Source organism: Pseudomonas fluorescens (genome assembly GCF_000802965.1).
In the GTDB taxonomy this organism is placed as follows: Bacteria; Pseudomonadota; Gammaproteobacteria; order Pseudomonadales; family Pseudomonadaceae; genus Aquipseudomonas; species Aquipseudomonas fluorescens_A.
The window spans coordinates 105,116-128,005 of sequence record NZ_JSAK01000043.1 but is presented as its reverse complement, the minus strand read 5'-3'; the positions used below and the strand labels follow the sequence as shown (position 1 = coordinate 128,005).

General features: G+C 59.6%; 26 protein-coding genes. 19 read left to right on the top strand and 7 right to left on the bottom strand.

The genetic code is table 11. From position 1 onward, the window contains the following. Nucleotides 1–170: 170 nt before the first annotated feature. Nucleotides 171–1,058 (top strand): threonine/homoserine exporter RhtA, encoded by an 888-nt coding sequence (gene rhtA, locus NL64_RS28430; protein ID WP_034151387.1) that lies wholly within the window; start codon nucleotides 171–173, stop codon nucleotides 1,056–1,058. Nucleotides 1,059–1,226: 168 nt separating this feature from the next. Continuing rightward, nucleotides 1,227–1,508: a hypothetical protein gene (locus NL64_RS28425; protein WP_034151386.1), complete on the top strand. Its 282-nt coding sequence runs from the start codon at nucleotides 1,227–1,229 to the stop codon at nucleotides 1,506–1,508. A gap of 15 nt (nucleotides 1,509–1,523) precedes the next feature. On the opposite strand, the gene NL64_RS28420 is transcribed toward NL64_RS28425, so the two are convergent. Then, nucleotides 1,524–2,084 (bottom strand): TetR/AcrR family transcriptional regulator, encoded by a 561-nt coding sequence (locus NL64_RS28420; protein ID WP_034151385.1) that lies wholly within the window; start codon nucleotides 2,082–2,084, stop codon nucleotides 1,524–1,526. 91 nt (nucleotides 2,085–2,175) lie between these two features. Between NL64_RS28420 and NL64_RS28415 the strand changes: the two genes are divergently transcribed. Next, complete coding sequence (locus NL64_RS28415) at nucleotides 2,176–2,904, top strand: SDR family oxidoreductase (RefSeq protein ID WP_034151384.1); 729 nt, start codon at nucleotides 2,176–2,178, stop codon at nucleotides 2,902–2,904. Nucleotides 2,905–2,940: 36 nt separating this feature from the next. Next, nucleotides 2,941–3,531, top strand: a complete 591-nt coding sequence (locus tag NL64_RS28410; protein WP_034151383.1) for a 2-hydroxychromene-2-carboxylate isomerase — start codon at nucleotides 2,941–2,943, stop codon at nucleotides 3,529–3,531. Here NL64_RS28410 and NL64_RS28405 read toward each other — a convergent pair. Next, a complete protein-coding gene (locus tag NL64_RS28405) occupies nucleotides 3,528–4,523 on the bottom strand; it encodes a zinc-dependent alcohol dehydrogenase family protein (RefSeq protein ID WP_034151382.1) in 996 nt (331 codons plus the stop codon). The genes NL64_RS28410 and NL64_RS28405 overlap by 4 nt on opposite strands. A 104-nt stretch (nucleotides 4,524–4,627) precedes the next feature. Between NL64_RS28405 and NL64_RS28400 the strand changes: the two genes are divergently transcribed. After that, nucleotides 4,628–5,548 (top strand): LysR family transcriptional regulator, encoded by a 921-nt coding sequence (locus tag NL64_RS28400; RefSeq protein ID WP_172668717.1) that lies wholly within the window; start codon nucleotides 4,628–4,630, stop codon nucleotides 5,546–5,548. Here NL64_RS28400 and NL64_RS28395 read toward each other — a convergent pair. The 4 genes from NL64_RS28395 to NL64_RS28380 form a co-directional block, all read right to left on the bottom strand. After that, nucleotides 5,541–7,349, bottom strand: a complete 1,809-nt coding sequence (locus NL64_RS28395) for an aminopeptidase P family protein (protein ID WP_034151380.1) — start codon at nucleotides 7,347–7,349, stop codon at nucleotides 5,541–5,543. The two genes, NL64_RS28400 and NL64_RS28395, sit on opposite strands and share 8 nt — an antisense overlap. 64 nt (nucleotides 7,350–7,413) lie before the next feature. Continuing rightward, nucleotides 7,414–8,571 (bottom strand): cysteine desulfurase family protein, encoded by a 1,158-nt coding sequence (locus NL64_RS28390; protein ID WP_034151379.1) that lies wholly within the window; start codon nucleotides 8,569–8,571, stop codon nucleotides 7,414–7,416. Nucleotides 8,572–8,777: 206 nt separating this feature from the next. Then, the gene (locus tag NL64_RS28385; RefSeq protein ID WP_034151378.1) at nucleotides 8,778–9,389 is read right to left on the bottom strand and encodes a LysE family translocator; all 612 of its coding nucleotides are present in this window, start codon (nucleotides 9,387–9,389) and stop codon (nucleotides 8,778–8,780) included. Nucleotides 9,390–9,489: 100 nt separating this feature from the next. After that, nucleotides 9,490–9,759, bottom strand: a complete 270-nt coding sequence (locus NL64_RS28380) for a lipoprotein (protein WP_034151377.1) — start codon at nucleotides 9,757–9,759, stop codon at nucleotides 9,490–9,492. Between the two features lie 487 nt (nucleotides 9,760–10,246). Between NL64_RS28380 and msuE the strand changes: the two genes are divergently transcribed. From msuE to NL64_RS28360, 4 genes are all read left to right on the top strand, one after another. Beyond that, on the top strand, nucleotides 10,247–10,810 hold the full coding sequence (gene msuE / locus NL64_RS28375) for an FMN reductase (RefSeq protein ID WP_034151376.1): 564 nt from the start codon (nucleotides 10,247–10,249) through the stop codon (nucleotides 10,808–10,810). 10 nt (nucleotides 10,811–10,820) lie between these two features. After that, nucleotides 10,821–11,966 (top strand): FMNH2-dependent alkanesulfonate monooxygenase, encoded by a 1,146-nt coding sequence (gene ssuD, locus NL64_RS28370; protein WP_034151375.1) that lies wholly within the window; start codon nucleotides 10,821–10,823, stop codon nucleotides 11,964–11,966. A 208-nt stretch (nucleotides 11,967–12,174) separates the two neighbouring features. Beyond that, nucleotides 12,175–13,362 (top strand): acyl-CoA dehydrogenase family protein, encoded by a 1,188-nt coding sequence (locus NL64_RS28365; protein ID WP_034151374.1) that lies wholly within the window; start codon nucleotides 12,175–12,177, stop codon nucleotides 13,360–13,362. 24 nt (nucleotides 13,363–13,386) lie between these two features. Further along, nucleotides 13,387–14,490 (top strand): sigma-54 interaction domain-containing protein, encoded by a 1,104-nt coding sequence (locus NL64_RS28360; RefSeq protein WP_034151373.1) that lies wholly within the window; start codon nucleotides 13,387–13,389, stop codon nucleotides 14,488–14,490. Here the strand turns inward: NL64_RS28360 and NL64_RS28355 are convergent. After that, complete coding sequence (locus NL64_RS28355; protein WP_034151372.1) at nucleotides 14,487–14,852, bottom strand: antibiotic biosynthesis monooxygenase; 366 nt, start codon at nucleotides 14,850–14,852, stop codon at nucleotides 14,487–14,489. The genes NL64_RS28360 and NL64_RS28355 overlap by 4 nt on opposite strands. A 95-nt stretch (nucleotides 14,853–14,947) precedes the next feature. On the opposite strand from NL64_RS28355, the gene soxR reads away from it, so the two are divergent. The 10 genes from soxR to NL64_RS28305 all read left to right on the top strand — a co-directional run bounded on the left by soxR (nucleotide 14,948) and on the right by NL64_RS28305 (nucleotide 22,812). Continuing rightward, entirely contained in the window at nucleotides 14,948–15,409 is a 462-nt protein-coding gene (soxR, locus tag NL64_RS28350; protein ID WP_034151371.1) for a redox-sensitive transcriptional activator SoxR, read from the top strand. Between the two features lie 329 nt (nucleotides 15,410–15,738). Further along, the gene (locus tag NL64_RS28345; protein ID WP_034151370.1) at nucleotides 15,739–16,197 is read left to right on the top strand and encodes a VOC family protein; all 459 of its coding nucleotides are present in this window, start codon (nucleotides 15,739–15,741) and stop codon (nucleotides 16,195–16,197) included. Between the two features lie 387 nt (nucleotides 16,198–16,584). Continuing rightward, nucleotides 16,585–17,784: a PepSY-associated TM helix domain-containing protein gene (locus NL64_RS28340; RefSeq protein WP_034151369.1), complete on the top strand. Its 1,200-nt coding sequence runs from the start codon at nucleotides 16,585–16,587 to the stop codon at nucleotides 17,782–17,784. Further along, nucleotides 17,781–18,323: a hypothetical protein gene (locus NL64_RS28335; protein WP_034151368.1), complete on the top strand. Its 543-nt coding sequence runs from the start codon at nucleotides 17,781–17,783 to the stop codon at nucleotides 18,321–18,323. Before NL64_RS28340 ends, NL64_RS28335 begins: the two co-directional genes overlap by 4 nt. After that, on the top strand, nucleotides 18,320–18,649 hold the full coding sequence (locus NL64_RS28330; RefSeq protein ID WP_034151367.1) for a hypothetical protein: 330 nt from the start codon (nucleotides 18,320–18,322) through the stop codon (nucleotides 18,647–18,649). Before NL64_RS28335 ends, NL64_RS28330 begins: the two co-directional genes overlap by 4 nt. Next, complete coding sequence (locus NL64_RS28325) at nucleotides 18,646–19,218, top strand: DUF6162 family protein (protein ID WP_034151366.1); 573 nt, start codon at nucleotides 18,646–18,648, stop codon at nucleotides 19,216–19,218. The genes NL64_RS28330 and NL64_RS28325 overlap by 4 nt, the downstream gene beginning before the upstream one ends. A 35-nt stretch (nucleotides 19,219–19,253) precedes the next feature. Beyond that, on the top strand, nucleotides 19,254–20,180 hold the full coding sequence (locus tag NL64_RS28320) for a metal ABC transporter substrate-binding protein (protein WP_034151365.1): 927 nt from the start codon (nucleotides 19,254–19,256) through the stop codon (nucleotides 20,178–20,180). Further along, entirely contained in the window at nucleotides 20,177–21,013 is an 837-nt protein-coding gene (locus NL64_RS28315) for a metal ABC transporter ATP-binding protein (RefSeq protein WP_034151364.1), read from the top strand. Before NL64_RS28320 ends, NL64_RS28315 begins: the two co-directional genes overlap by 4 nt. Further along, nucleotides 21,013–21,912: a metal ABC transporter permease gene (locus NL64_RS28310; RefSeq protein WP_003226663.1), complete on the top strand. Its 900-nt coding sequence runs from the start codon at nucleotides 21,013–21,015 to the stop codon at nucleotides 21,910–21,912. Before NL64_RS28315 ends, NL64_RS28310 begins: the two co-directional genes overlap by 1 nt. Further along, nucleotides 21,913–22,812 (top strand): metal ABC transporter substrate-binding protein, encoded by a 900-nt coding sequence (locus NL64_RS28305; protein WP_034151363.1) that lies wholly within the window; start codon nucleotides 21,913–21,915, stop codon nucleotides 22,810–22,812. Nucleotides 22,813–22,890 lie beyond the last annotated feature (78 nt).

Sequence of the window (22,890 nt, the reverse complement as noted above, 5' to 3'; positions counted from 1 at the left end):
AGTGGGGCGAATTATAGACACATGAGATCTGCCGTCAAGCACTGATTTGGTTTTTCTATCAGCAAGCACAATATCGCTGCTTATATATAGACGCGCCGGCAGCGATTGCGCAGTATATTGCCCAATACTAAGTAAAAAGCCCAAGCCCCTCACTCGGACAACGCCACTCGATGAATGATCAGCCTCGCAGTCTTGCCTCGACCCTGTTTTCGGTCGGCCTGCTAATAATAGCCATGGCATCGATTCAGTCCGGAGCCTCTTTGGCCAAAAGCATGTTCCCCATTGTTGGCGCCCAGGGAACGACCACCCTGCGCCTGGTCTTTGCCAGCGTGATCATGCTGCTGCTTTTACGCCCGTGGCGGGCGCAGCTCACCGCAAAGTCGCTGCGCACCGTCATCGTCTACGGCATGGCACTGGGTGGCATGAACTTCCTCTTCTATATGTCCCTGCGCACGGTTCCCCTGGGGATTGCGGTAGCACTGGAGTTCACTGGGCCCTTGGCCGTTGCCATTTATGCTTCACGCCGTGCCATCGACTTTTTGTGGATAGCACTGGCGGCTGTCGGCTTGCTGCTTTTGATACCTACAGGAGCAACCTCGGCGGGAATTGATCTCGCAGGTGCCGGTTACGCATTAGGCGCAGGCGTGTGCTGGGCGCTGTACATTCTTTTTGGGCAAAAGGCCGGCGCTGACAATGGAGTCCAGACCGCTGCGCTGGGCGTAATGATTGCAGCGCTTTTCGTAGCGCCTATCGGCATCGTGCATGCAGGCGCAGCGTTGTTGACGCCATCACTGATTCCGATCGCCATCGGTGTCGCCCTCTTATCCACTGCCCTTCCCTACACGCTGGAGATGGTCGCCCTGACACGCATGCCTGCCAGGACCTTTGGTACCTTGATGAGCATTGAACCAGCAATAGGAGCGCTGTCAGGCTTGTTATTTCTCCAAGAGTACCTATCGCTGTCACAGTGGATGGCTATCTTGTGCATCATTCTGGCATCCGTCGGCGCCACCATGACAATGGGTAGCGCCGCCAAGCCTGTCGTTGCGGCGGATTGATACAGGGTTTGACGAGACTCTGGTATTTACCGCTCATTTAGGCCATGTTTAGGCCCGCAACCTAGAGTCAGACAAGGATTTTTCAGGACAGGGATCTCAGAACGCTTCAAACGAAAGCGAATAAAGCCAGACCCGGGCACCAGATTCGGGAACGCTACAAGGAAAGCAATGAAACGAATTTTGATCCTGATCGCCGTACTTGCAATTGCGGGCTGCGCGGCGACATCGAAGACCCAAACCAAACACGGCAGGAAGGGTCTGCATATCAACTGTTCAGGGCTGTCGTCCTCTTGGGACAAGTGCTACGCCAGCGCGGCCAACTCGTGCGCACCCAAGGGATACAAGGTTATCGCCAAGTCCGGGGATGCCGTAGAGGAACCGGGGGATTATCCATTTGGGCTTAACCCTGCCGGTTATACCAGCCGCAGCATGATCGTAATTTGCAAATAAGTTGAAGCCAACCTGTCAGGCTCTCGAGCCTTCGATCTGGCGGCCGATCTCATCGTAACTGGACTTCAGCACTTTGCGCTGCAGCTCCGGAGTGGCGAGCATCCGCGCCACTACCAACGCCCCGATGCATTGCGACAGAATGGCCCAAGCCAGACTGTCGCTTTCCAGCACCTGCGCCCAACTTTCCTGAAGCTGACAAATCCAGTGTTCCGCCTGCTGCCGAATCAATACATCGGAACGGGCAATCTCGGCGCCCAATACCGGTAATGCACATCCGGTTTCCGGATGATCGACGTGGGACATGCTCAGGTAATGCTTCAAGCAGCGCTCAAGTTTGTCGCGATCCTGATCAGCTCCCAGCCGTTCCAGGCTCTGGCTCAACTCACGCTCGACGATGGACGCGAACAGCTCGTCCTTCGATGAGAAGTGGCTGTAGAAAGCGCCGCCACTCAAGCCGATCGCCTTCATCAGACCGTCGACACCCACAGTAGAAAAACCGGATTTTTTGGCCGAGACCGAACTGCTTTGCAGCAGCTTTTCTTTGGTTTCCAGCTTGTGATTGGCCGAGTAGCGCATTGCCTTTCCTCAGAGTTGATCGCCTTGACGCTGATCGAATCGTAGCATAACGTTCGTTTAGTTAACGATCGTTTACCAAAGGGATCTGCCCATGAATAACAAGAAGGTCGTACTGGTTGTCGGCGCTGGGGATGCCACGGGGGGCGCCATCGCCAAACGTTTTGCCCAAGAAGGATTTGTAGCCTGCGTCACCCGCCGCAGCGCGGATAAACTCCAGCCACTTGTAGATGCCATCAAGGCCACGGGAGGTGAAGCTCACGGATTTGCTTGCGATGCACGCAAGGAAGAAGACGTGGTCGCACTGGTCGAACAGATCGAAAGCGAGATTGGACCTATCGAAGCATTCGTGTTCAACATCGGCGCCAACGTGCCCTGCAGCATTCTCGAAGAAACCGCGCGCAAATATTTCAAGATCTGGGAAATGGCCTGTTTCTCCGGATTTCTCAATGCCCGTGAGGTGGCCAAGCGCATGGCCAAGCGGCAACGGGGCACCATCCTGTTCACCGGAGCTACCGCCGGGATGCGCGGAGCGGCGGGGTTTGCCGCTTTCGCCGGTGCCAAACACGGGATTCGCGCGCTGGCGCAGAGCATGGCCCGTGAACTTGGACCGATGAACATCCACGTCGCCCACGTTGTCGTTGACGGTGCCATCGATACCGATTTCATACGCGACAGCTTCCCCGAAAAGTACGCGACCAAGGATCAGGATGGGATCCTCAATCCCGAGCACATTGCCGAGAACTATTGGTACTTGCACAGCCAGCCACGCGACGCCTGGACCTTCGAGCTGGACCTGCGTCCCTGGAGTGAACGCTGGTAAGCCCTCCCCCATAACAATAAGCAGAGCGTATCGATCATGAGTAAAACCGTGGAATTCTTCTTCGACCTGGGCAGCCCAGCCACCTACCTGGCGTACACCCAGTTGCCGAATATCTGTGAGCAAACCGACAGCCATCTGATCTACATCCCGATCCTGCTCGGCGGCGTGTTCAAAGCCACCGGCAACGCTTCGCCGGCAACCATTCCGGCCAAGGGCCGTTACATGTTTCAGGACCTCGACCGTTATGCCAAACGCTACGGCGTGCCGCTGAAATTCAACCCGCACTTCCCGATCAATACCTTGATGCTCATGCGCGCCGTCACCGGTATGCAGATGCGCCATCCCGAGCGTTTTGCGGCCTTCATCGACTGCCTGTTCAAGGCCCTGTGGGTTGACGGCCGCAACCTCGATGAACCGGCAACCGTGGTCGAAGTATTGACCCAGCACGGTTTCGACCCCAACGAGGTGCTGGCCCTGACCGCCGATGAGGAAGTCAAAGCCGTACTCAAGGACAACACCGAAAAAGCCGTGCAGCGTGGTGTGTTCGGTGCACCGAGTATGTTTGTCGATAATCAGCTGTTCTTTGGGCAGGACCGACTGGACTTCGTCGTCGAAGCCCTGCGTTAAATCTCGATGATCAGCCTCCCCTGCCCATCTCCAGATTGGAGAAGCTCATGGGAGGCCTCGGCTGTTTCCATACTGAACTGGCGTGGATCAAGAATCGGCATCACATCACCCGCTTCGATCAAGCGCGCTGCGTCGCGGAGAATATCCCCATGATGCTCACGCCCCCTCCCCGTCAGTAAAGGCAATAAGGTAAATACTCCGGAATAGGTCGCCCCGCGAAACGAAAGCGGTGCCAAGCTGTGCTGTCCCCACCCGAGGCAACTCACTACATGGCCGTGGTAAACCCGTGCGGCCTGGAACGACTCATCCAGAACTTTACCGCCCACCGTGTCGTAAACAATATCGAAACCCTCCCCGCCCGTATGCTCAGCCATGTAGGTCTCTACCGAAGTCTTGCGATCAATAAAGGTCGCGCCCAAGCCTTCGATAATTTCCTGCTGCTTTGTCGAACCTTTGGCAAACACGTCAGCACCAAATGCGCGGGCAATCTGCACCGCGATGTGTCCAACACCTCCCGCCCCACCGTGAATCAGCACCTTGTGCCCCGTTCGCACCTGAGCCCGATCAACCAAACCTTCCCACGCGGTAATCAGTATCAACGGCAACCCCGCCGCTTCGCGCATGCTCAGGTTGGCAGGTTTGCGCGCCAGTAGCCGAGCATCGACCACCGCGAACTCCGCAAGGGAGCCCTGCGCACCGCCAATTCCGGTCGCCATCGCATAGACCTCGTCACCCGGCTGCCATCCTCTGACACCCTCTCCCAAAGCCTCAACCGTTCCCGCCAGATCCATCCCCAACACTGCTGGCAGAGGCTGACGGGCATGGACGGCCTGCCCCGAACGAATTTTTATGTCCAAAGGGTTCACCCCACTGGCCGCAATCCGCACCAATACTTGCCCGGCTTCAGGCACTGGTCGTTTAATGCAGGCCAAGCGTAGCGGTCCGTTAATCGAGTCAACAATCAGCGCGCGCATGTGCATTGAGTCAGTCATTTCATCTATTCCCGTAAGAGGTGTTTGTAGGACAGATCCTCCGCCACTTCACTCATTCCGATAAGACGCCAAATAGCTATAGTGAACATGCCTATCAGGCATCAATGAGAGTCACTGTGGACAAACTCAATGCAATGGCCATTTTCGTCCGGGTGGTCGAACGCGGCAGCTTTACCGCCGTCGCCCGGGAGATGCACACCAGTCAACCGACCATCAGCAAAATACTGCGAGCGCTGGAAACCGGGCTGGGTGGAAAGCTGATCTCCCGTAGCACACGCAAGTTGTCCCTGACCGATGAGGGGCAGCGCTACTACAACGAATGCCGACGAATTCTCGAAGCAGTGGATGCCGCCGAACACAGCTTCAAGTCCGGCCGGGAAAACATCGCCGGACATCTGCGTGTTGGCTCCTCGGTCAGCTTCGGACGCTTGCAAATTGCCCCGCGTCTACCGGATTTTCTAAAACGCCACCCCGAATTAGAAATCGATCTGCAACTGAATGATCAGAACCAGGATTTAGTCAGCGAAGGGTTGGATGTGACATTGAGGATTGGCGAGTTGAACGACAGCGGCCTCATCGCCCACCACGTCGGCACCACCCATCGAGTGACCGTCGCATCGCCCGCCTATCTCAAAAAAAACGGACAACCGCAAACACCGCGGGAACTCGGCGAGCACAACTGCCTGCTGTTCAACCTGCTAAGCAACCAGAACCTGTGGTGTTTCGAACGAGAAGGACAACGCCACGATGTGCGGGTCAAGGGCAATGCCCAAAGCAACAATTCCGAGGCGATCCGCGAGATGGTGTTAGGGGGTTTAGGAATTGCGCTGTCGCCGGTGTGGCTTTTCAGCGAGGATCTGAAGGCTGGGAGAGTGACGGCGATTTTGCAGGATTACACTGCGCAGTCGCTGCCGATACATGCGGTGTCCCCGGCGAATCGTCGCCAATCCGCCAGGGTCAAAGCCTTTGTCGATTACATGGCCCAGGCGCTCGAACAAGCGCCTGAGCTAGATCCGATCAAATAGCCGCAGTGCGAGTGTGCAACCACTCAAGGGCGGCGCCGTCAAGCAACGGGCTCAAGCGCTCGCGCACTTCGGCGTGGTAAGCGTTGAACCACTGTTTCTCTTCTTCAGTCAGCAACGACGGCTCCAGGCAGCGGGTATCGATCGGGCACAGGGTCAGGGTTTCGAACTTGAGGAACTCGCCGAATTCACTGGAACCCGCCTCGCGGTTCATCGCCAGGTTCTCGATTCGCACACCCCAGCGGCCCGGACGGTAGGTGCCCGGTTCGATGGAGGTGATCATGCCCGGTTGCATCGCGGTTTGCGGTGCCGGTGCGGCTTGATAGGCGATGACTTGCGGGCCTTCGTGAACGTTGAGGAAGTAGCCGACGCCGTGACCGGTGCCGTGACCGTAATCGACGCTTTCCGCCCAGATCGGCGCACGGGCGATAGCGTCCAGCAAAGGCGACAGGATGCCTTTGGGGAATTGCGCACGGGACAAGGCAATCACGCCTTTGAGCACGCGGGTGCAATCGCGTTTCTGCTCGGCTGTCGGCGTACCGACCGGCACCATCCGCGTAATGTCGGTCGTACCACCCAGGTATTGGCCGCCGGAATCGATCAGCAACAGACCGTCGCCTTCGATCACCGCGTGTTCTTCTTCAGTGGCGTGGTAATGCGGCATGGCGCCGTTGGCGTTGAACGCGGCAATGGTGTTGAAGCTCAGCGACACATACCACGGACGGCGTTCACGGGCGGCGGTCAGCTTCTCGTCGATGGTCAGTTCGGTGATGCGCTCCTGGCCCAGCGCCGAGTCCAGCCAGGTGAAGAATTCGCACAGCGCCGCGCCGTCCTGCTCCATGGCCTGACGGATGTGCTCGGCATCGGCCTGGCTTTTTTGCGACTTGGCCAACGTGGTCGGGTTCAAGCCTTCGACTAACTTCACGCCGCTGTCGAGGTTATCCAGTAAACCCGCCGTTACCCGTGCAGGGTCGACCAGCAGACTCGCCCCACTCGACACCTGACGCAGGGCATCGGCCACTTCGCTGTAATCGCGCAGGGTCACGCCGTCCTGTTCGAGGACCGCACGCAACTCGGCGTCGACCTTGCTCAACGCCACAAACAGGGTCGCCTGTTGCTGGCTGATCAAGGCGAAGGAAACAAACACCGGGTTGAACGACACATCGCCGCCGCGCAGGTTGAACAGCCAGGCGATGTCATCGAGTGTGGCAATGAAGTGCCAGTCGGCACCTTTCGCCTGCAAGGTTTCCCGCAACTTGGCGAGCTTCTCGCCACGGCTGACGGTCGCCTGGGGTGGCAAGTGCTGATAGATCGGCTCGTTCGGCAGCGTCGGGCGATCGCTCCAGACTTCGCTCAACAGATCGATATCGGTGCGCAGGCGTGCGCCGCGCTCTTCGAGTTTGCTGCCCAGGGTGCGCGCCGAGGCCACGGCCATCACCGCACCATCCACCGCGACCACGCCGCCCTCAGGGGTTTGCTCGGCCAGCCAGTCCAGCGGCCCCGGTTGACCCGGTTGCAGCTTGACCAGCTCGATGCCGCTGCCCTTGAGTTCCTTGGTCGCTTGCTCCCAATAACGGCTATCGGCCCACACGCCGGCAAAATCCGGCGTGACGATCAGCGTACCGACCGAACCGTGGAAGCCCGACAACCACTGCCGCCCTTGCCAGTAGCCCGGCAGGTATTCGGACAGGTGCGGGTCGGCCGACGGCACCAGCAGGGCATGGATGCCCTCCCGGCTCATCAGCTCGCGGGTTTGTGCCAGGCGCTGGGGCACCGATCCGGTGATCGAAAACTGCGTATTCATCATGACTCCTGCTAACCACTCATCATTATTGTTCAGTGCCGATCAAGGTCGGCGCTTTATACCCTTACTGCCAGAATGCCGGAGCACTGGCGCAGGCCGCTTTAATCAGTTCTACCGCTTGATCGATATCCTGCTCGGTGGTGAAACGCCCTAGGCTCAAGCGAATGGTGCGACTCGCCGAGCGAGCGTCATGCCCCAGGGCCAACAACACGTGGGACGGTGCATTACTCGCGGAATTGCACGCCGAGGTCGCGGAAAAGGCGATCGACGCCAGCAACGCCGCCGAATTGAACTCGCCTTCGTTGAAGGTCAGGCTCAGGGTATGCGGGATGCGTTGGCTTGGGCTGCCATTGAGCCGAACGCCGGGAATGCTCAGCAGTTGATCGAGCAAGCGCTCACGCAGACGCACGATCAAGGCTTTTTCTTCATCGAACGCGGCTGCCGCCAAGGCGAAGGCCGCACCCATCGCGGCGATCTGGTGTGTGGCCAGTGTGCCGGAACGTAAACCACCCTCGTGACCACCGCCGTGAATCTGCGCCAGCACACGCTGTTGCGCGCGCGGACCGACATACAGCGCGCCGATGCCTTTGGGTCCGTAGAGTTTGTGCGCCGAGAATGACATCAGATCCACCGGCCACTGCGCCAAATCAATCGACACCTTGCCCGCGCCTTGCGCGGCGTCAACATGCAGCAACGCATTGCGCTCACGCACAACCTGGCCGATGGCCGGGATGTCGTTGACCGTACCGAGTTCGTTGTTCACCAGCATCAGTGACACCAGGAAGGTGTCCTCGCGCATGGCATCGCTGACCGCTTGCGCGGTGATCAGGCCATCGGTGTCCGGCACCAGATACGTTACCGCCACGCCCGCGTCCTGCAATTGCCTTGCGGTATCGAGGATGGCCTTGTGTTCGATCTGGCTGGTGATGATGTGGCCGCCGGCAACGCCGCGCGCCTGGGCGACGCCCTTGAGGGCCAGGTTGTTGGATTCGGTGGCGCCGGAGGTCCAGACGATCTGCTCGGGCTGCGCGCCCACCAGTTCAGCGACCTGGCGCCGCGCCTGCTCGACCGAATGCCGGGCCTGTTGGCCAAACACGTGGGAGCTGGACGCAGGATTGCCGAAATTACCGCTGAAACCCAGACACTCGACCATGACCTTGATGACCCGCTCATCCACCGGCGTGGTGGCGGCGTAGTCGAAATACAACGGACGTTTATTCATAAATGACTCGCAGAGCGTGTTCCGGGATCAGGAGGCTCGTGACTGCAAACGGCAAGACGCAGCCTTGTGAGCCGCGCCCGGTTTTCAGAACGTTACCAATACCTGATCGGATGCCGTTAAAGAAGTACCACTTCATTTAAAAGTGCGTAGGAACGCTCCTGAAAAGCGAGCTTAACAGGCATCGGCCGACCGGTTGAAGCAATGCGTCAGTTAAAGCTTTCGAGCAGGATCGGATACAGCGAAGCGACCAGCAGCGCGGCCATGCCCCAGTTGAACAGACGCAACCAGCGGCGGTCCTTGAGCACGTTGCGCAACAACGTGCCGCACGCGGCCCAGACACCGACGCTCGGCAGGTTGATCAAGGCAAACACCGCCGCAATCACGATGACATTGGTGAAGTAACCCTGCATCGGCGTGTAAGTGCTGATCGCGCCGATTGCCATGATCCACGCCTTGGGATTGACCCACTGAAACGCGGCGGCACCGAGGTAGCTGATCGGCTTGGCCTCAGGTTTTTCACTGTCTGAGACAGGTCCAGAATGGGCAATTTTCCACGCCAGATACAGTAAATACGCCGCTCCGACGTATCGCAGCACGGTGTAGAGCAACGGATAAGTCTGGAACACCGCGCCCAAGCCAAAACCGACCGCCACGACGAGCACGAAGAAGCCGCAAGTGATGCCGAGCATGTGAGGAATGGTGCGGTTAAAGCCGAAATTCACGCCCGATGCCAGCAACATCGTGTTGTTCGGGCCGGGTGTGATCGAGGTGACGAGGGCAAACAGGGCGAAGCCCAGCAGCAGATCGAGCGAGAGCATGGTGGCAATCCATCAGGGTCAGTCAGGTAGTGACCCTATCGCACACCCCGGAGGAAACCCACGGACAGTTGGGTAAAACTTCCAGCCGTACAGTTTTCCCTCAGCTTGGACGACCGTGCAGCTGTACAGCTCGCTCGGCGTTCATCTCACCCTGTTTGTCGAAACCGAAAGTCTTCTGCGGCTGACCGAGCAATTCAGCTTTTTTCGCGTGGTATTCGTCGAAGGACAAGCCGCGGCGGTTCAACGCCTCAAGCGCCAGTTCTCGGGTTTCTTCAGCGGTGTAGGGCCGCAGTTCCGGGGAAACATGGCTGGCACATCCGGCAAGAACGGAGACTGCAAGCAACAACATAGTGGTCAGTAGAGTTTTCATGTTCGGCGTCCTGGCAACTGGGTTCGGGGCAATGAACACAGGCTACTCGCGCCTTTGGATGGGCAGAAATCATCGCTCTCGATAGTGGGTATCGAGATTGGAACGCAATTACCTATAGGAGCCGGCTTGCTGGCGATGACGCCCCGCAGAACACCTCAAAGTTCGAAACCTCCTCGCCAGCAAGCCGGCTCCTACAAGGCCTCATATATTTCTTAATGATCTATAAATATCAATCAATGATCTTTTGAGGAATAACAAACAGCCTTTATAACAACTGCATGGCCTGACGCACTGTTGCTCACGCAACTGTTTGCCAGGCAACAGTCATTCAGCAAACAGCCCTTGAAAACCAACAGCGTCGTCTGATCAACGCGCTGAAAGCCCCGTAAATCAAGGCTCATAGGGATTGGTACAGCTCTTGCTCAATAGGGGAAAGCCCAGTGATGACTCACTGCTCCCCCAGCAACTGTTTAAAAAGGAACTGATCATGTCGCGTCCATTGAAAGTCGTTGCCCTCTCCGGCGGCACCTGGCGTCCCTCACGCACTTTGGTGCTGACCCAAGCGCTGTTGGCGCAACTGGCCGAACAACTGCCGATCGAGAGCAAGCTGATCGAACTGGGCGACATCGCCCGACCATTGGGCGCGGCGTTGTCCCGTCAAGAATTGAGTGCGGACATCGAAGCCGAACTGCAAGCCATCGAAAATGCCGACCTGTTGATCGTCGCCGCGCCGGTCTATCGCGGTTCTTACCCTGGCCTGCTCAAGCACCTGTTCGACCTGATCGACCTGAATGCGCTGATCAATACGCCGGTCCTGCTGGCCGCCACCGGTGGCAGCGAACGTCACGCGCTGGTGCTCGATCACCAGTTGCGACCGCTGTTCAGTTTCTTCCAGGCGTTGACCTTGCCGATTGGCGTGTATGCCACCGAAGCCGATTTCTCCAATTACCAAATAACCAGTGAGCCCTTGAAGGCCCGCATACGCCTTGCTGCAGAACGCGCCGCGCCGTTGTTCGGCGTGCACCCCAACAATCTGCTGAAAATCGCTTAAGGATTTGTTCATGGATGTTTTCTGGTTTCTGCCGACCCACGGCGACGGTCACTACCTGGGCACCACGCAAGGCGCACGCCCGGTCACGCTCAACTATCTGAAACAAGTGGCCCAGGCCGCGGACAGCCTCGGTTACCACGGCGTGTTGATTCCCACCGGGCGCTCTTGCGAAGACTCGTGGGTGATCGCTTCGGCGCTGGTGCCGCTGACCGAACGCTTGCGTTATCTGGTGGCGATCCGTCCCGGGATTATTTCGCCGACCGTGTCGGCACGCATGGCCGCGACCCTGGATCGGCTGTCCGGCGGGCGTTTGCTGATTAACGTCGTGACGGGCGGTGACCCGGATGAAAACCGTGGCGACGGCAGCTTCCTCGATCACAGCGAACGCTACGAAGTCACCGACGAATTCCTCAAGATCTGGCGAAGGGTGCTGCAAGGCGAATCGGTGGATTTCGAAGGTAAACACCTGCGGGTGCAGAACGCCAAGGCGCTGTATCCGCCAGTGCAAAAGCCCTATCCGCCGCTGTACTTCGGCGGTTCGTCCGACGCTGCCCATGACCTGGCCGCCGAGCAGGTCGATGTCTACCTGACCTGGGGCGAACCGCCGGCCGCCGTGGCGCAAAAACTCGCCGATGTCCGCGAGCGGGCCGCGCGTCACGGGCGCACGGTGAAGTTCGGGATCCGCTTGCATGTGATCGTTCGCGAAACCGCCGAAGAGGCGTGGAAAGCCGCTGACAAACTGATCGAACACATCAGCGACGAAACCATCGCCGCCGCGCAGAAGTCGTTCTCGCGCTTCGACTCCGAAGGACAACGGCGCATGGCGGCGTTGCACGATGGACGTCGCGACAACCTGGAGATTTCGCCAAACCTGTGGGCCGGTGTCGGTCTGGTGCGTGGCGGTGCCGGCACCGCGCTGGTGGGCGATCCGCAGCAAGTCGCGGCGCGGATCAAGGAGTACGCGGACCTTGGGATCGAGAGCTTCATCTTCTCCGGTTATCCACACCTCGAAGAAGCGTATCGCTTTGCCGAACTGGTGTTCCCGCTGCTGCCCGAGCCGTACGCCAGACTCGCCGGGCGTGGCGTCACCAACCTGACCGGACCGTTTGGCGAAATGATTGCCAATGATGTGCTTCCCGCCAAAGCCACGGCCTGAAAAATCTCTCTGGGGGCAGGAAATTTCGTGGCGAGGGAGCTTGCTCCCGCTGGACTGCGTAGCAGTCCCTAAACAGGACAATGCGGGTCTTCTGATAGCCCGCATCAACCGTTTTACGACTGCTTCGCAGCCGAACGGGAGCAAGCTCCCTCGCCACAAAAGCCCATTCCATAGGGGATTTGCGTCTATTTTTCATAAGGAAAACCGCGTGACTGCCAAGCCGCAAAGCGCCCTGATATCCCCGTTGAAGACCGCCCGCCAATTGGCCGCCGAGTTTGCCTTGACCGCCGTCGAGCGCGACGAACGAGGTGGTACGCCCAAGGCCGAGCGCGATGCCCTGCGCCACAGCGGCCTGCTCGCGCTAAGCATTCCCACCCAGTTCGGCGGCCTAGGCGCGCACTGGAGTGAAACCCTGACCATCGTGCGTGAGTTCGCCAAGGTCGACAGTTCGATTGCCCATGTTTTCGGCTTCCATCACCTGATGCTCGCTACCGTGCGCCTGTTTGCGCGGCCTGAACAATGGCAGCCATGGTTCGAGCAAACCGCACGCAAGAACTGGTTCTGGGGCAACGCCCTCAACCCGCTGGACACCCGCACCGTGGTGAAAAACCTCGGCGGCTGGCGCGAGTTTTCCGGGAAGAAAAGCTTCTGCTCCGGCGCCAGCGATTCGGAGATGTTGATTGCCTCGGCGGTCGATGAAAGCGCCGGTGGCAAACTGCTTATTGCCGCGATCCCAAGCGGCCGCAGCGGCATCACTTTGCACAATGACTGGGACAACATGGGCCAGCGCCAGACCGACAGTGGCAGCGCCACCTTCGAACGGGTGCGGGTCGAGGAGTCGGAACTGCTGCTCGATCCAGGCCCGTTGAGCACGCCGTTCGCCTGCCTGCGCCCATTGATCGCCCAACTCACGTTCACCCACATGTTCCTCGGCATCGCCGAAGGCGCGTTCGAAGAAGCGCGGCAATACACGCAGACCGAGACGCGGCCTTGGCACAAATCCAGCGCTCAGGATGTGCGTCAGGACCCTTATGTGCTCGGCCACTACGGCGAGTTCTGGGTAGCGCTCGAGGGTGTGCGGTTGCTGGTGGAACGTGCGGCTGATTTGCTCGACAAGGCTTGGGCAAAAGGCCCGAACCTCAGCGCCGAGGAGCGCGGACATCTGGCCACCGCCATCGCCACGGCGAAGGTCGCGGCCACGCGCAATGGTTTGGAACTGTGTAGCCGCTTGTTCGAAGTGACCGGCGCGCGCTCGACACACGCCTCGCTGCGGCTGGATCGGCACTGGCGCAATCTGCGCACACAAACCCTGCACGACCCGGTGGATTACAAACTCCATGAACTGGGTGACTGGGCGCTGAACCAGGCCCTGCCGATTCCGACTTTTTATTCATAGTTTTCTCTACAAGGAGCGTGCCCCATGCAGCTGCTGACCTTACCGCCCTCGCCCGCTCTGGCCACGTCGATCCGCGCCACGGCCCAGGTGTTCGAAGACCCGAAGTCCCAGGCCTTGCTCGCGCATTTGCAGCAAGTCGCCCCCAGCGAAGCCAGCGTGCTGATCATTGGCGAGACCGGCACCGGCAAAGAGTTGGTGGCGCGGCATATCCACAACCTCAGCGCTCGGCGCAACCGGCCGTTCGTGGCGGTGAACTGCGGTGCATTCTCCGAATCCCTGGTCGAGGCCGAGCTGTTCGGCCATGAAAAAGGCGCCTTCACCGGTGCCCTGAGCGCCAAGGCCGGCTGGTTCGAAGAGGCCGATGGCGGCACGTTGTTCCTCGATGAAATCGGCGATCTGCCGATGGCGATTCAGGTCAAATTGCTGCGGGTCTTGCAGGAGCGCGAAGTGGTGCGGTTGGGTTCGCGCAAGAGCATTCCGATTGATGTGCGGGTGTTGGCCGCGACCAACGTGCAGCTGGAAAAAGCCATCAACGCCGGGCATTTCCGCGAAGACCTGTACTACCGACTCGACGTGGTCAGCCTGGAGCTGAGCCCGTTGCGCGATCGCCCCGGCGACATCCTGCCGCTGACCCGCCACTTCATCGACGCCTACAGTCAGCGCCTGGGCTACGGCACCATCACCATCAGCAAAGAGGCCGAGCTGAAGCTGCGCAGCTACAGTTGGCCGGGCAACATCCGCGAGCTGGAAAACGTCATTCACCACACCTTGCTGATTTGCCGCAATGGCGTGATCGAACGCGACGACCTGCGCCTGTCAAACATGCGCATCGAGCGTCAGGACGACTACCACGCTCAGGTCGACGACTCCGCCGAGGCGCTGCTCGATCGAGCCTTTAAAAAGCTCTTCGAGGAACAGGCCGGCGCGCTGCATGAAAAAGTCGAAGACGCGCTGCTGCGCGCGGCCTATCGTTTCAGCCACTACAACCAGGTGCACACCGCTGCACTGCTGGGTTTGAGCCGCAACGTCACCCGCACACGCCTGATCAAGATCGGCGAACTGGCGGTGAACAAGCGCCGACCTACGGAAAACGTCCAGGGCGACCGCTTGATGCAGTTGTCGATTTAAGCCACCAGATTGCAGTGCAGCGCGCGATCGTGGCTGCGTTCCAGGCTGTGTAGCACCTGGAACGAGCCGAAGGTCACGGCTTTCGCCTGATGGGCACGAATCAACTGCCAAAAATCCTCCTCGCCGCTTTCAAAGCTCTGAAACGCGGCTTCCCCGGCCTCGCGGGTTTGCCATTGCAAGTAATTGAGCACCCGCCGGCCATCGTCACTGGCCTGGATGCTCGCACTGAGGAAACCGCTGTAGTGCTGGGCCAGACGCTCAGTCTGCCGGGACAGCGCCGACACCAGCGCCGGTTGCTGATGAGGCTCGATTTCGAATTCGATCAGTTGGGTGAAGCTGCGATATTTCTCTGAAGCTTGCATGAATTACCCCCACTTACCTGTAAGCCGAATCTTGCGATCCGAAGGCGTGCAGGGTAAAACCTCGAGCTAACTAGAGGTCAAGAGGCATTTTTCAAATGATCACCTCGGAAAATCTGCATCGAGAACTCAGCGTCGGCCAATTGGCCGAACGCAGCGGCGTTGCGGTAACCGCGCTGCACTTTTATGAATCCAAGGGTTTGATCAAAAGCAACCGCAATCAGGGCAACCAGCGGCGTTATCCACGGGAAGTGCTGCGACGTGTGGCGCTGATCAAGGTGGCTCAGCGTTTGGGCATTCCATTGGCGGAGATTGGCGAAGCACTGAAATCGTTGCCGGATAATCGCGCACCGACGGCGGCGGACTGGAAGGTGTTGTCGGCGCAATGGAGCCGGGATCTGGATGAGCGGATCAATCAGTTGACCCAGTTGCGGGACAAACTCAATGGCTGCATTGGTTGCGGGTGTTTGTCGATGGAGGCGTGTCCGTTGCGCAATTTTGGCGATGTGCTTGGGGAGCGTGGGCCGGGGGCGCGGCTTTTAGAGCCTGATCTGAAATAGGTGGTGTGGCTATCGCTGGCAAGCCAGCTCCTACAGGATTGCGTGATTTTCGAAACCCACACAAAACCTGTAGGAGCTGGCTTGCCAGCGATGGCGACTTATGTCACCCCAACATCAGAAACCCCGGTGCAACCTGCCCTTTATAGCGGGTCAGGATGAATTGACGCACGTCATCGGAATTCAACGCCTTGGCCAGTTTTTGCAGGGATCTTTTGGTGAACTTGGCGAGTGCCGAAAGTCAAAATCAAAAGATCGCAGCCTGCGGCAACTCCTACACTTGTTCGGCTGGAGAGCGATCTTCGTCTCACAACAATAAAAGGAGAACGATCATGAGCGTCAAACCCATTCCCGAGGGTTATCACAGCATTACCCCGTACCTGGGCATTGCAAAAGCTGCTGAAGCCATCGAGTTCTATAAAAAAGCCTTCGGCGCCATCGAAGTCATGCGCCTGTCCATGCCCGACGGCGGTATCGGCCACGCTGAACTGCGCATCGGCGATTGCCCGATCATGCTCGGCACGCCGTGCGATCAAGGGCCGTTGAGCAACCCGGACCAGTCGCCGTCCGTGGGTCTGCATCTGTATGTGACCGATGTGGACAAGTCCTATAAACAGGCGATCGACGCCGGGGGCACCCTGGTGTCGGAGGTCAAGGACCAGTTTTACGGTGACCGTTCCGGGACCTTGAAGGATCCCTACGGCCATCTGTGGTTTTTGGCCACGCGCAAGGAGGATCTGACTCAGGAACAGATTGAACAGCGGGCCAAGGAAATGTTTCAGCAGGGTTGAGGTAATCAGTGCCTGATCTGACGCCATCGCTGGCAAGCCAGCTCCCACAGGTATCCGATTGTTCATAGATGATGTGTACGCCAATAGTCCCTGTGGGAGCGGGCTTGCTGGCGATGTTCGTAAACGATAACGCGTGAGGATTGATCAAACGCGGGGGTCCCATCGCCAGCAAGCCGGCTCCTACAGGGTTGCGTTATCTGTGGCTTCCCGGAATTTACGGAACACGAAACATTTTCTTTCATATCCCCCTTCGGGATTTCACATGCTCATCCGTCTTATATAGATGCAGTCCTGTCGCGTAGGCAAAAGCCACGACCGGACTTTCGTCGACCTCATCGCTGCGAAGCCCGTAGCAGAGGCCTTCCCATCGAAACAAGACCCTTAATCATGTCGAAGAAATCCCGTTCAAAACTCTGGTTTCTGGTCCATAGCTGGCTGGCACTGCCAATCTGGTTTTTCGTGCTTATCGTCTGTGTGACCGGCACCCTGGCCGTGGTGAGCCAGGAAATCGTCTGGCTGGCCAACCCGCAAATGCGTGCCAGCCAGCCTTCGGACGATACGCCACGGCTCAACTACGACCAGATCGTCAGCGCGATCAAAAAGGCCGAGCCCGACATCATCATCGACAGCATCAGTCGTCCCGACGAGTCGCACTTTGCCCTGGACGTCAGGGTCAACTACCCCGACGGGCGTGAGCTGACGGTCTACGTCAACCCTTACACCGGCGCCATTCAAGGCCCCGCTCCGCAATTCAACTTCAAGGCGTTCACCCGCGCACTGCACGGCTGGTGGCTGGTGCCGTTCACCAATGGCTACAGCTGGGGCTGGTACCTGGTGTCGTTCCTCAGCCTGCCGCTGCTGGCCTCGTTGATCACCGGGCTGGTGGTTTACAAGCGCTTCTGGAAAGGTTTCTTGCGCCCGACCCTGCGCATTCGCCACGGCGCACGGATTTTCTGGGGTGATTTCCACCGTCTCAGCGGCATCTGGTCGATCTGGTTCATCGCGGTGATTTCCGTCACCAGTACCTGGTTCCTGATCGAAGCGTTCATGTTCGACAACCAGATCTCCATCTCCACCGCTCCGGTGGCGCTTGTGGTGCCCCGTGAAAACGTACCGCTCACCGCCGATGGTTCGGCGGCACCGATGATCAGCCTGGAAGCGGCGATCCGCGAAGCCAAGGAGCGCATTCCTGGTCTGGACGAAAGCTTTGTCAGCATGCCGGCCAACGCCTACAGCTATCTGTCGGTGGGTGGTCGCAGCTGGTATCCACTGATGTTCCAGACCGCCGAAATCAACCCGTACACCGGCGATGTTGCCGCCACGCGCCTGCTGTCGGATCGCTCGGGCCTTGAGTTCGTGACCGAATCCATGCGCCCGCTGCACACCGGAGATTTCGGCGGTCTGTGGATCAAGCTGATCTGGTTCTTCTTCGGCCTGCTGCTGAGCATGATGGTGCTCAGCGGCCTGTTGATCTGGACCAAGCGTACCGCCCTCGCTACGGCCAACGCCCTCAAGCGCAGCAACAAACGTCCACGCAACGAAAGCGCCCCGGTGACCAGCCGTGAAACCACGGAGGTCAGCCAATGAGCCTGTTCGCGGCGGAAAAACCGACTTCGAAACTCAGCCGTTTCTGGCACAAATGGCGCTTCCACATCAACGTCCTGCTGTTGCTGGTGCCGCTGGGTTTCATGCCTAAATACTTCGCCGACGCTGCGCTGTTTCGTGGGGATACCGGTTTGGGTGAACGGGAGATCGGTGAAGTGCAGGTCGGACCGTGGAGCGTGCGTCTTGCCGAACTGCGCAACGAAGCACCACGCCCCGATGGCCCGGCCGGCTACATGAAAAGCTTCAACGCCGCGCTGTGCAACAGCTGCCGCGATCAGGTCAAGGCGACTTACCTGCGCATCGGCAAACCGCGCAGCCTGCGAGCCGCCGGTGTGATTTTCTTTGGAACGCCGTACCGCATGGGCGCCATGTTGCCGATCCCGGAAAAGACCAAGGCCGACGCCGAACTGTGGATCACCATGGAAGGCTGGGACGGCTCCATGCATCAGGCATCCATTCCTCTGAGCCAGGCCTCCCCCGCCACCCTTGCCTGGCTGATCACTCAAGGAGGCAAACCATGATCAACGTTACTCGTCCTGTTAGCGCAGCGCTGCTGGTGCTCTGCACCGGTTTCAGCGCCAGCGCCCTGGCCCACAATCCGATGTGCGAATGCAAGGCGATCGACGCCGAGCAGATCAAATGCACCGGCGGTTTCTCCGACGGCAGCGGCGCACCGGGCGTGACCCTCGATGTGATCGGCTACGACGAAACCATTCTGGTTCCGGGCAAGCTCGGCAGCGATTCAACCCTGACCTTCAAAAAGCCCGGCGCCGAATTTTATGTGTTGTTCGATGCCGGCCCAGGCCACGTGGTCGAGATCGACCAAGCGGACATCGAAGCGCCATGAGTACGCCAACCACACAAGTTGTGCGCCCGGCCGGAGCCGGTCATGAAACCCTCTATGTGCTGCTGTTGTGCCTGATGATTCTGGCGGTGGCCGGTTCGGTGGTCGCCTGGCGCGGCGAGTCTCAGGAGGTGAGCAGCGTCAACAGCCATCAACTGGATGCCCGCCGCGACCTCAGCGCTTCCGAGCAAGGCATCTACGCCGATCTGCGGGTGACGCTGGACGAGATTCACTTGCTGCGCCAGGAACAGCAAACCCTGCCGACACCTCAAGCCCTCGCCGAGGAAGGCTTTGCGCCGTTCGCCCAGGACGCCAGTTCCGTAAGCCGAGGTAATCATGCCTGGCAATTGCTCGACGCCAAGGCGTATTTCGGCCATAGCGAGACGCCAGTCGTAGCGGGTTCGTTTCTGATGCGTTTGACCGCCGACGATGACGCGCCGGACGTCTGGCTCAACCGCAGCACTGACCTCAAAGCCCCGGCCGACCTCACTGACGCCGCGCTCGAAAGCGCTGGCTGGCAGCAGATCGTCGCGCAATTCGATGCCGGCGTGACCCGTCAGCACCGGCACTGAACCCTCGCCTTCACCCGAGAGAAGACCGCTTTCCCATGCCCATTTCATCTCTACGTTCTGTTCTGCGCCTGACGCTGGTCGGCTTGCTGGCCTGCCTGCTGACTCCCCTGGCCAGCGCCGACGAGGCCAAGCGCCTGCGCATCGGCATCACCCTGCACCCTTATTACAGCTACGTGGCCAACATCGTCGGCGACAAGGCCGAGGTGGTGCCGCTGATTCCGGCCGGCTTCAACCCCCACGCCTACGAGCCCCGCGCCGAAGACATCAAGCGCATCAGCGGCCTCGACGTGATCGTGCTCAACGGCGTCGGTCATGACGACTTCGCCGACCGCATGATCGCCGCCAGCGAAACGCCAAACGTGCCGGTGATCGAAGCCAACGAAAACGTACCACTGCTGGCCGCCACCGGGGTGGCCGCGCGCGGCGCCGGTAAAGTAGTGAACCCGCACACCTTCCTGTCGATCAGCGCCTCGATTGCCCAGGTCAACAACATCGCCCGGGAACTGGGCAAACTCGACCCGGCGAACGCCAAGACCTACACCGAAAACGCCCGCGCCTACGGCAAACGCCTGCGCAAGATGCGCGCCGATGCCCTGGCCAAACTGACCCAGGCGCCGAACGCCGAACTGCGCGTGGCCACAGTGCACGCGGCCTACGACTACCTGCTGCGCGAATTCGGCCTGGAGGTGACGGCGGTGGTCGAACCGGCCCACGGCATCGAGCCGAGCCCGAGCCAGCTGAAAAAAACCATCGACCAACTGCGTGAACTGGACGTGAAGGTGATCTTCTCGGAGATGGATTTCCCGTCCACCTACGTTGACACCATCCAGCGTGAATCCGGGGTGAAGCTGTACCCGCTGTCGCACATTTCCTACGGCGAATACACCGCCGACAAATACGAAAAGGAAATGACCGGCAACCTCAACACCGTGGTGCGGGCGATTCAGGAGTCCGGTGCATGACCGCAAAAGAAATCATCAGCGAATCCCCTGTTGGAGCGAGCCTGCTCGCGAAGGCGTCCGGTCCGGCGACATCTTCATTGAATGACATACCGCAATCGCGAGCAGGCTCGCTCCTACAGGGTTCGGGGCCGACGCTGGATTTTGCGCAGGTCAGCCTGACGCTGGGTCGCACGACAATCCTCGACAAGGTCACCTTTCAGGTCCAGCCAGGCAGCGTGCATGCGCTGGTCGGCCCGAATGGTGGCGGCAAGAGCTCCTTGATCAAGACCCTGCTCGGGCAGATGCCCCATCAGGGCCGTTTGAGCCTGCAATGGCCGGGCGAGCCGGGAACCATCGGCTACGTGCCGCAGGCACTGGAATTCGACCGTGGCCTGCCGATGACCGTCGACGATTTCATGGCCGCCATGTGCCAACGGCGCCCGGCCTTCCTCGGCTTGAGCAAGCATTACGCGGCGGCGATCGGCGAAGCGCTGGAGCGAGTCGGCATGCAGGACAAGCGCAAGCGGCGCATGGGTGCGTTGTCGGGCGGTGAGCGTCAGCGCGTATTACTGGCGCAAGGGCTGATCCCGACGCCGCAATTGCTGGTACTCGATGAGCCAATGTCGGCCCTTGATGAGGCCGGTATTCAGGTGTTCGAGCGCTTGCTCGGTGATTGGCGCGCGGCGGGCATTACCGTGCTGTGGATCGAGCACGATCTGGAAGCGGTCGGTCGGTTGGCCGATCACGTCACCGGGCTCAATCGTCGGGTGCTGTTCGACGCCACACCGCAACAGGCGCTGACCCCCGATCGTCTGCTGACGCTGTTTTCGACCCATCCACGGAGCCTTGCCTGATGAGTTACGAAGCCTTTCGTTTGATGGTTCAGGGCTGGGCCTCGTCGGGTTACCTGCCCGAGGCGCTGGCTTATGGATTCGTCGTCAATGCGTTGCTCGCCGGACTGCTGATCGGCCCGGTGCTCGGTGGATTGGGCACGCTCGTGGTGGTCAAGCGCTTCGCGTTTTTCTCCGAGGCAGTGGGTCACGCGGCGCTGACCGGTGTGGCCATCGGCATCCTGCTTGGCGAACCGTATACCGGGCCTTACGGCAGCCTGTTCGGCTACTGCCTGCTGTTCGGCATCTTGCTCAATTACCTGCGCAACCGTACCGGTCTGGCGCCGGACACCTTGATCGGCGTGTTTCTCTCGGTGTCGTTGGCGCTGGGTGCGAGCCTGTTGCTGATTCTGGCGGGCAAGATCAACGTGCATATTCTGGAAAACGTACTGTTCGGTTCGGTGTTGACGGTCAACGGCAATGACTTGCTGGTGCTGGCCATCGTCGGTTCGCTGGTGATGGCCCTGGCCCTGCCGTTGTACAACCGCATCATGCTCGCCAGTTTCAATCCGCAACTGGCGGCGGTGCGCGGTGTGGCGGTGAAGACGCTGGATTATTTGTTCGTGATTCTGGTGACGCTAATCACCGTCGCCGCCGTGAAAGTCATCGGTGCGATTCTGGTCGGCGCCCTGTTGGTGATCCCGGCAGCGGCCGCGCGTTTGCTCAGTCAATCGCTGAAGGGTTTCTTCTGGTGTTCGGTGTTGATCGCCACGGTGAGCACCTTGTGCGGGATTCTCGCGCCGATCGTCTTCGACCTGCCGATTCCGTCCGGTGCCGCGATCATTCTGGTGGCCGGTATCGCCTTCGCCCTGGCCGCCATTGCGCGCGGCGTCGTCCCCAGCCTGAAAGGGAACCTTGGATAAATGTCATTTTCTCTGCGTCAACTGACCCTGGCTGTGGCCCTGTGTGGTCTGGCCCACACTGCTTTCGCGGCAGACACCGCCAAACCGCTGCGCGTACTGGCGTCCTTGCCGATCACTTACGGGTTGGGCGAAGTGCTGCTCAAGGGCACCGATGTCAGCCTGGAACGTGCGGCACCGGCGAACTTGCCCGGCAGTCGGCAGACCGCTTACTTCACCGGCCGTGGTGCGCCGGCGCTGGCCAAACTCGCGACCGACGCTGATGCAGTGATCGGCCTGCGCTCGCTGTGGGCGGATGACCCGCTGTACCCGATCTCCCGACGCAGCAACATCCGCATCGTCGAAGTCGATGCCGCCCGCCCGGTGGACGGCGCCCTGCCCGGCATTGCCGTGCAACCGGGCAGCAAGGTCGATGGGTTGAACAGCCAGCCGTGGCTGGCCAGTAACAACATGGGGCGCATGGCGGACGTAATGGCGGCAGACCTGGTGCGTCTGGCGCCCAAGGCCAGGCCAGCGATCGAGGCCAATCTGGCGGCACTGAAACAGCGCCTGCTCAAACTCAGCGCCGACAGCGAGGCGCGTCTGGCGGCTGCCGACAATTTGAGTGTGATGAGCCTGAGCGATCATTTCGGCTACCTGATCGGCGGTCTCAATCTTGAGCTGGTTGGCCTGGATGCAAGACCGGATGCCGAGTGGACGCCTGAGGCGTTGAAGGGATTGGGGGCAACGCTCAAGGACAATGACGTCGCGGTGGTGTTGCACCATCGCCAGCCGTCGGATGCGCTGAAAGCGGTAATCGCCGAAGCCGGAAGTCGCTTGGTGGTGTTGAGCGTCGACACCGCTGATCCGGTGGCTGAGCTGGAGGGGAATGTGGATTTGGTGATCAGAGGCTTGAGTGGCTGATCATCACTTCCCCCCTGTAGGAGCTGCCGAAGGCTGCGATCTTTTGATCTTGCTCTAAAAAACAAATCAAAAGATCGC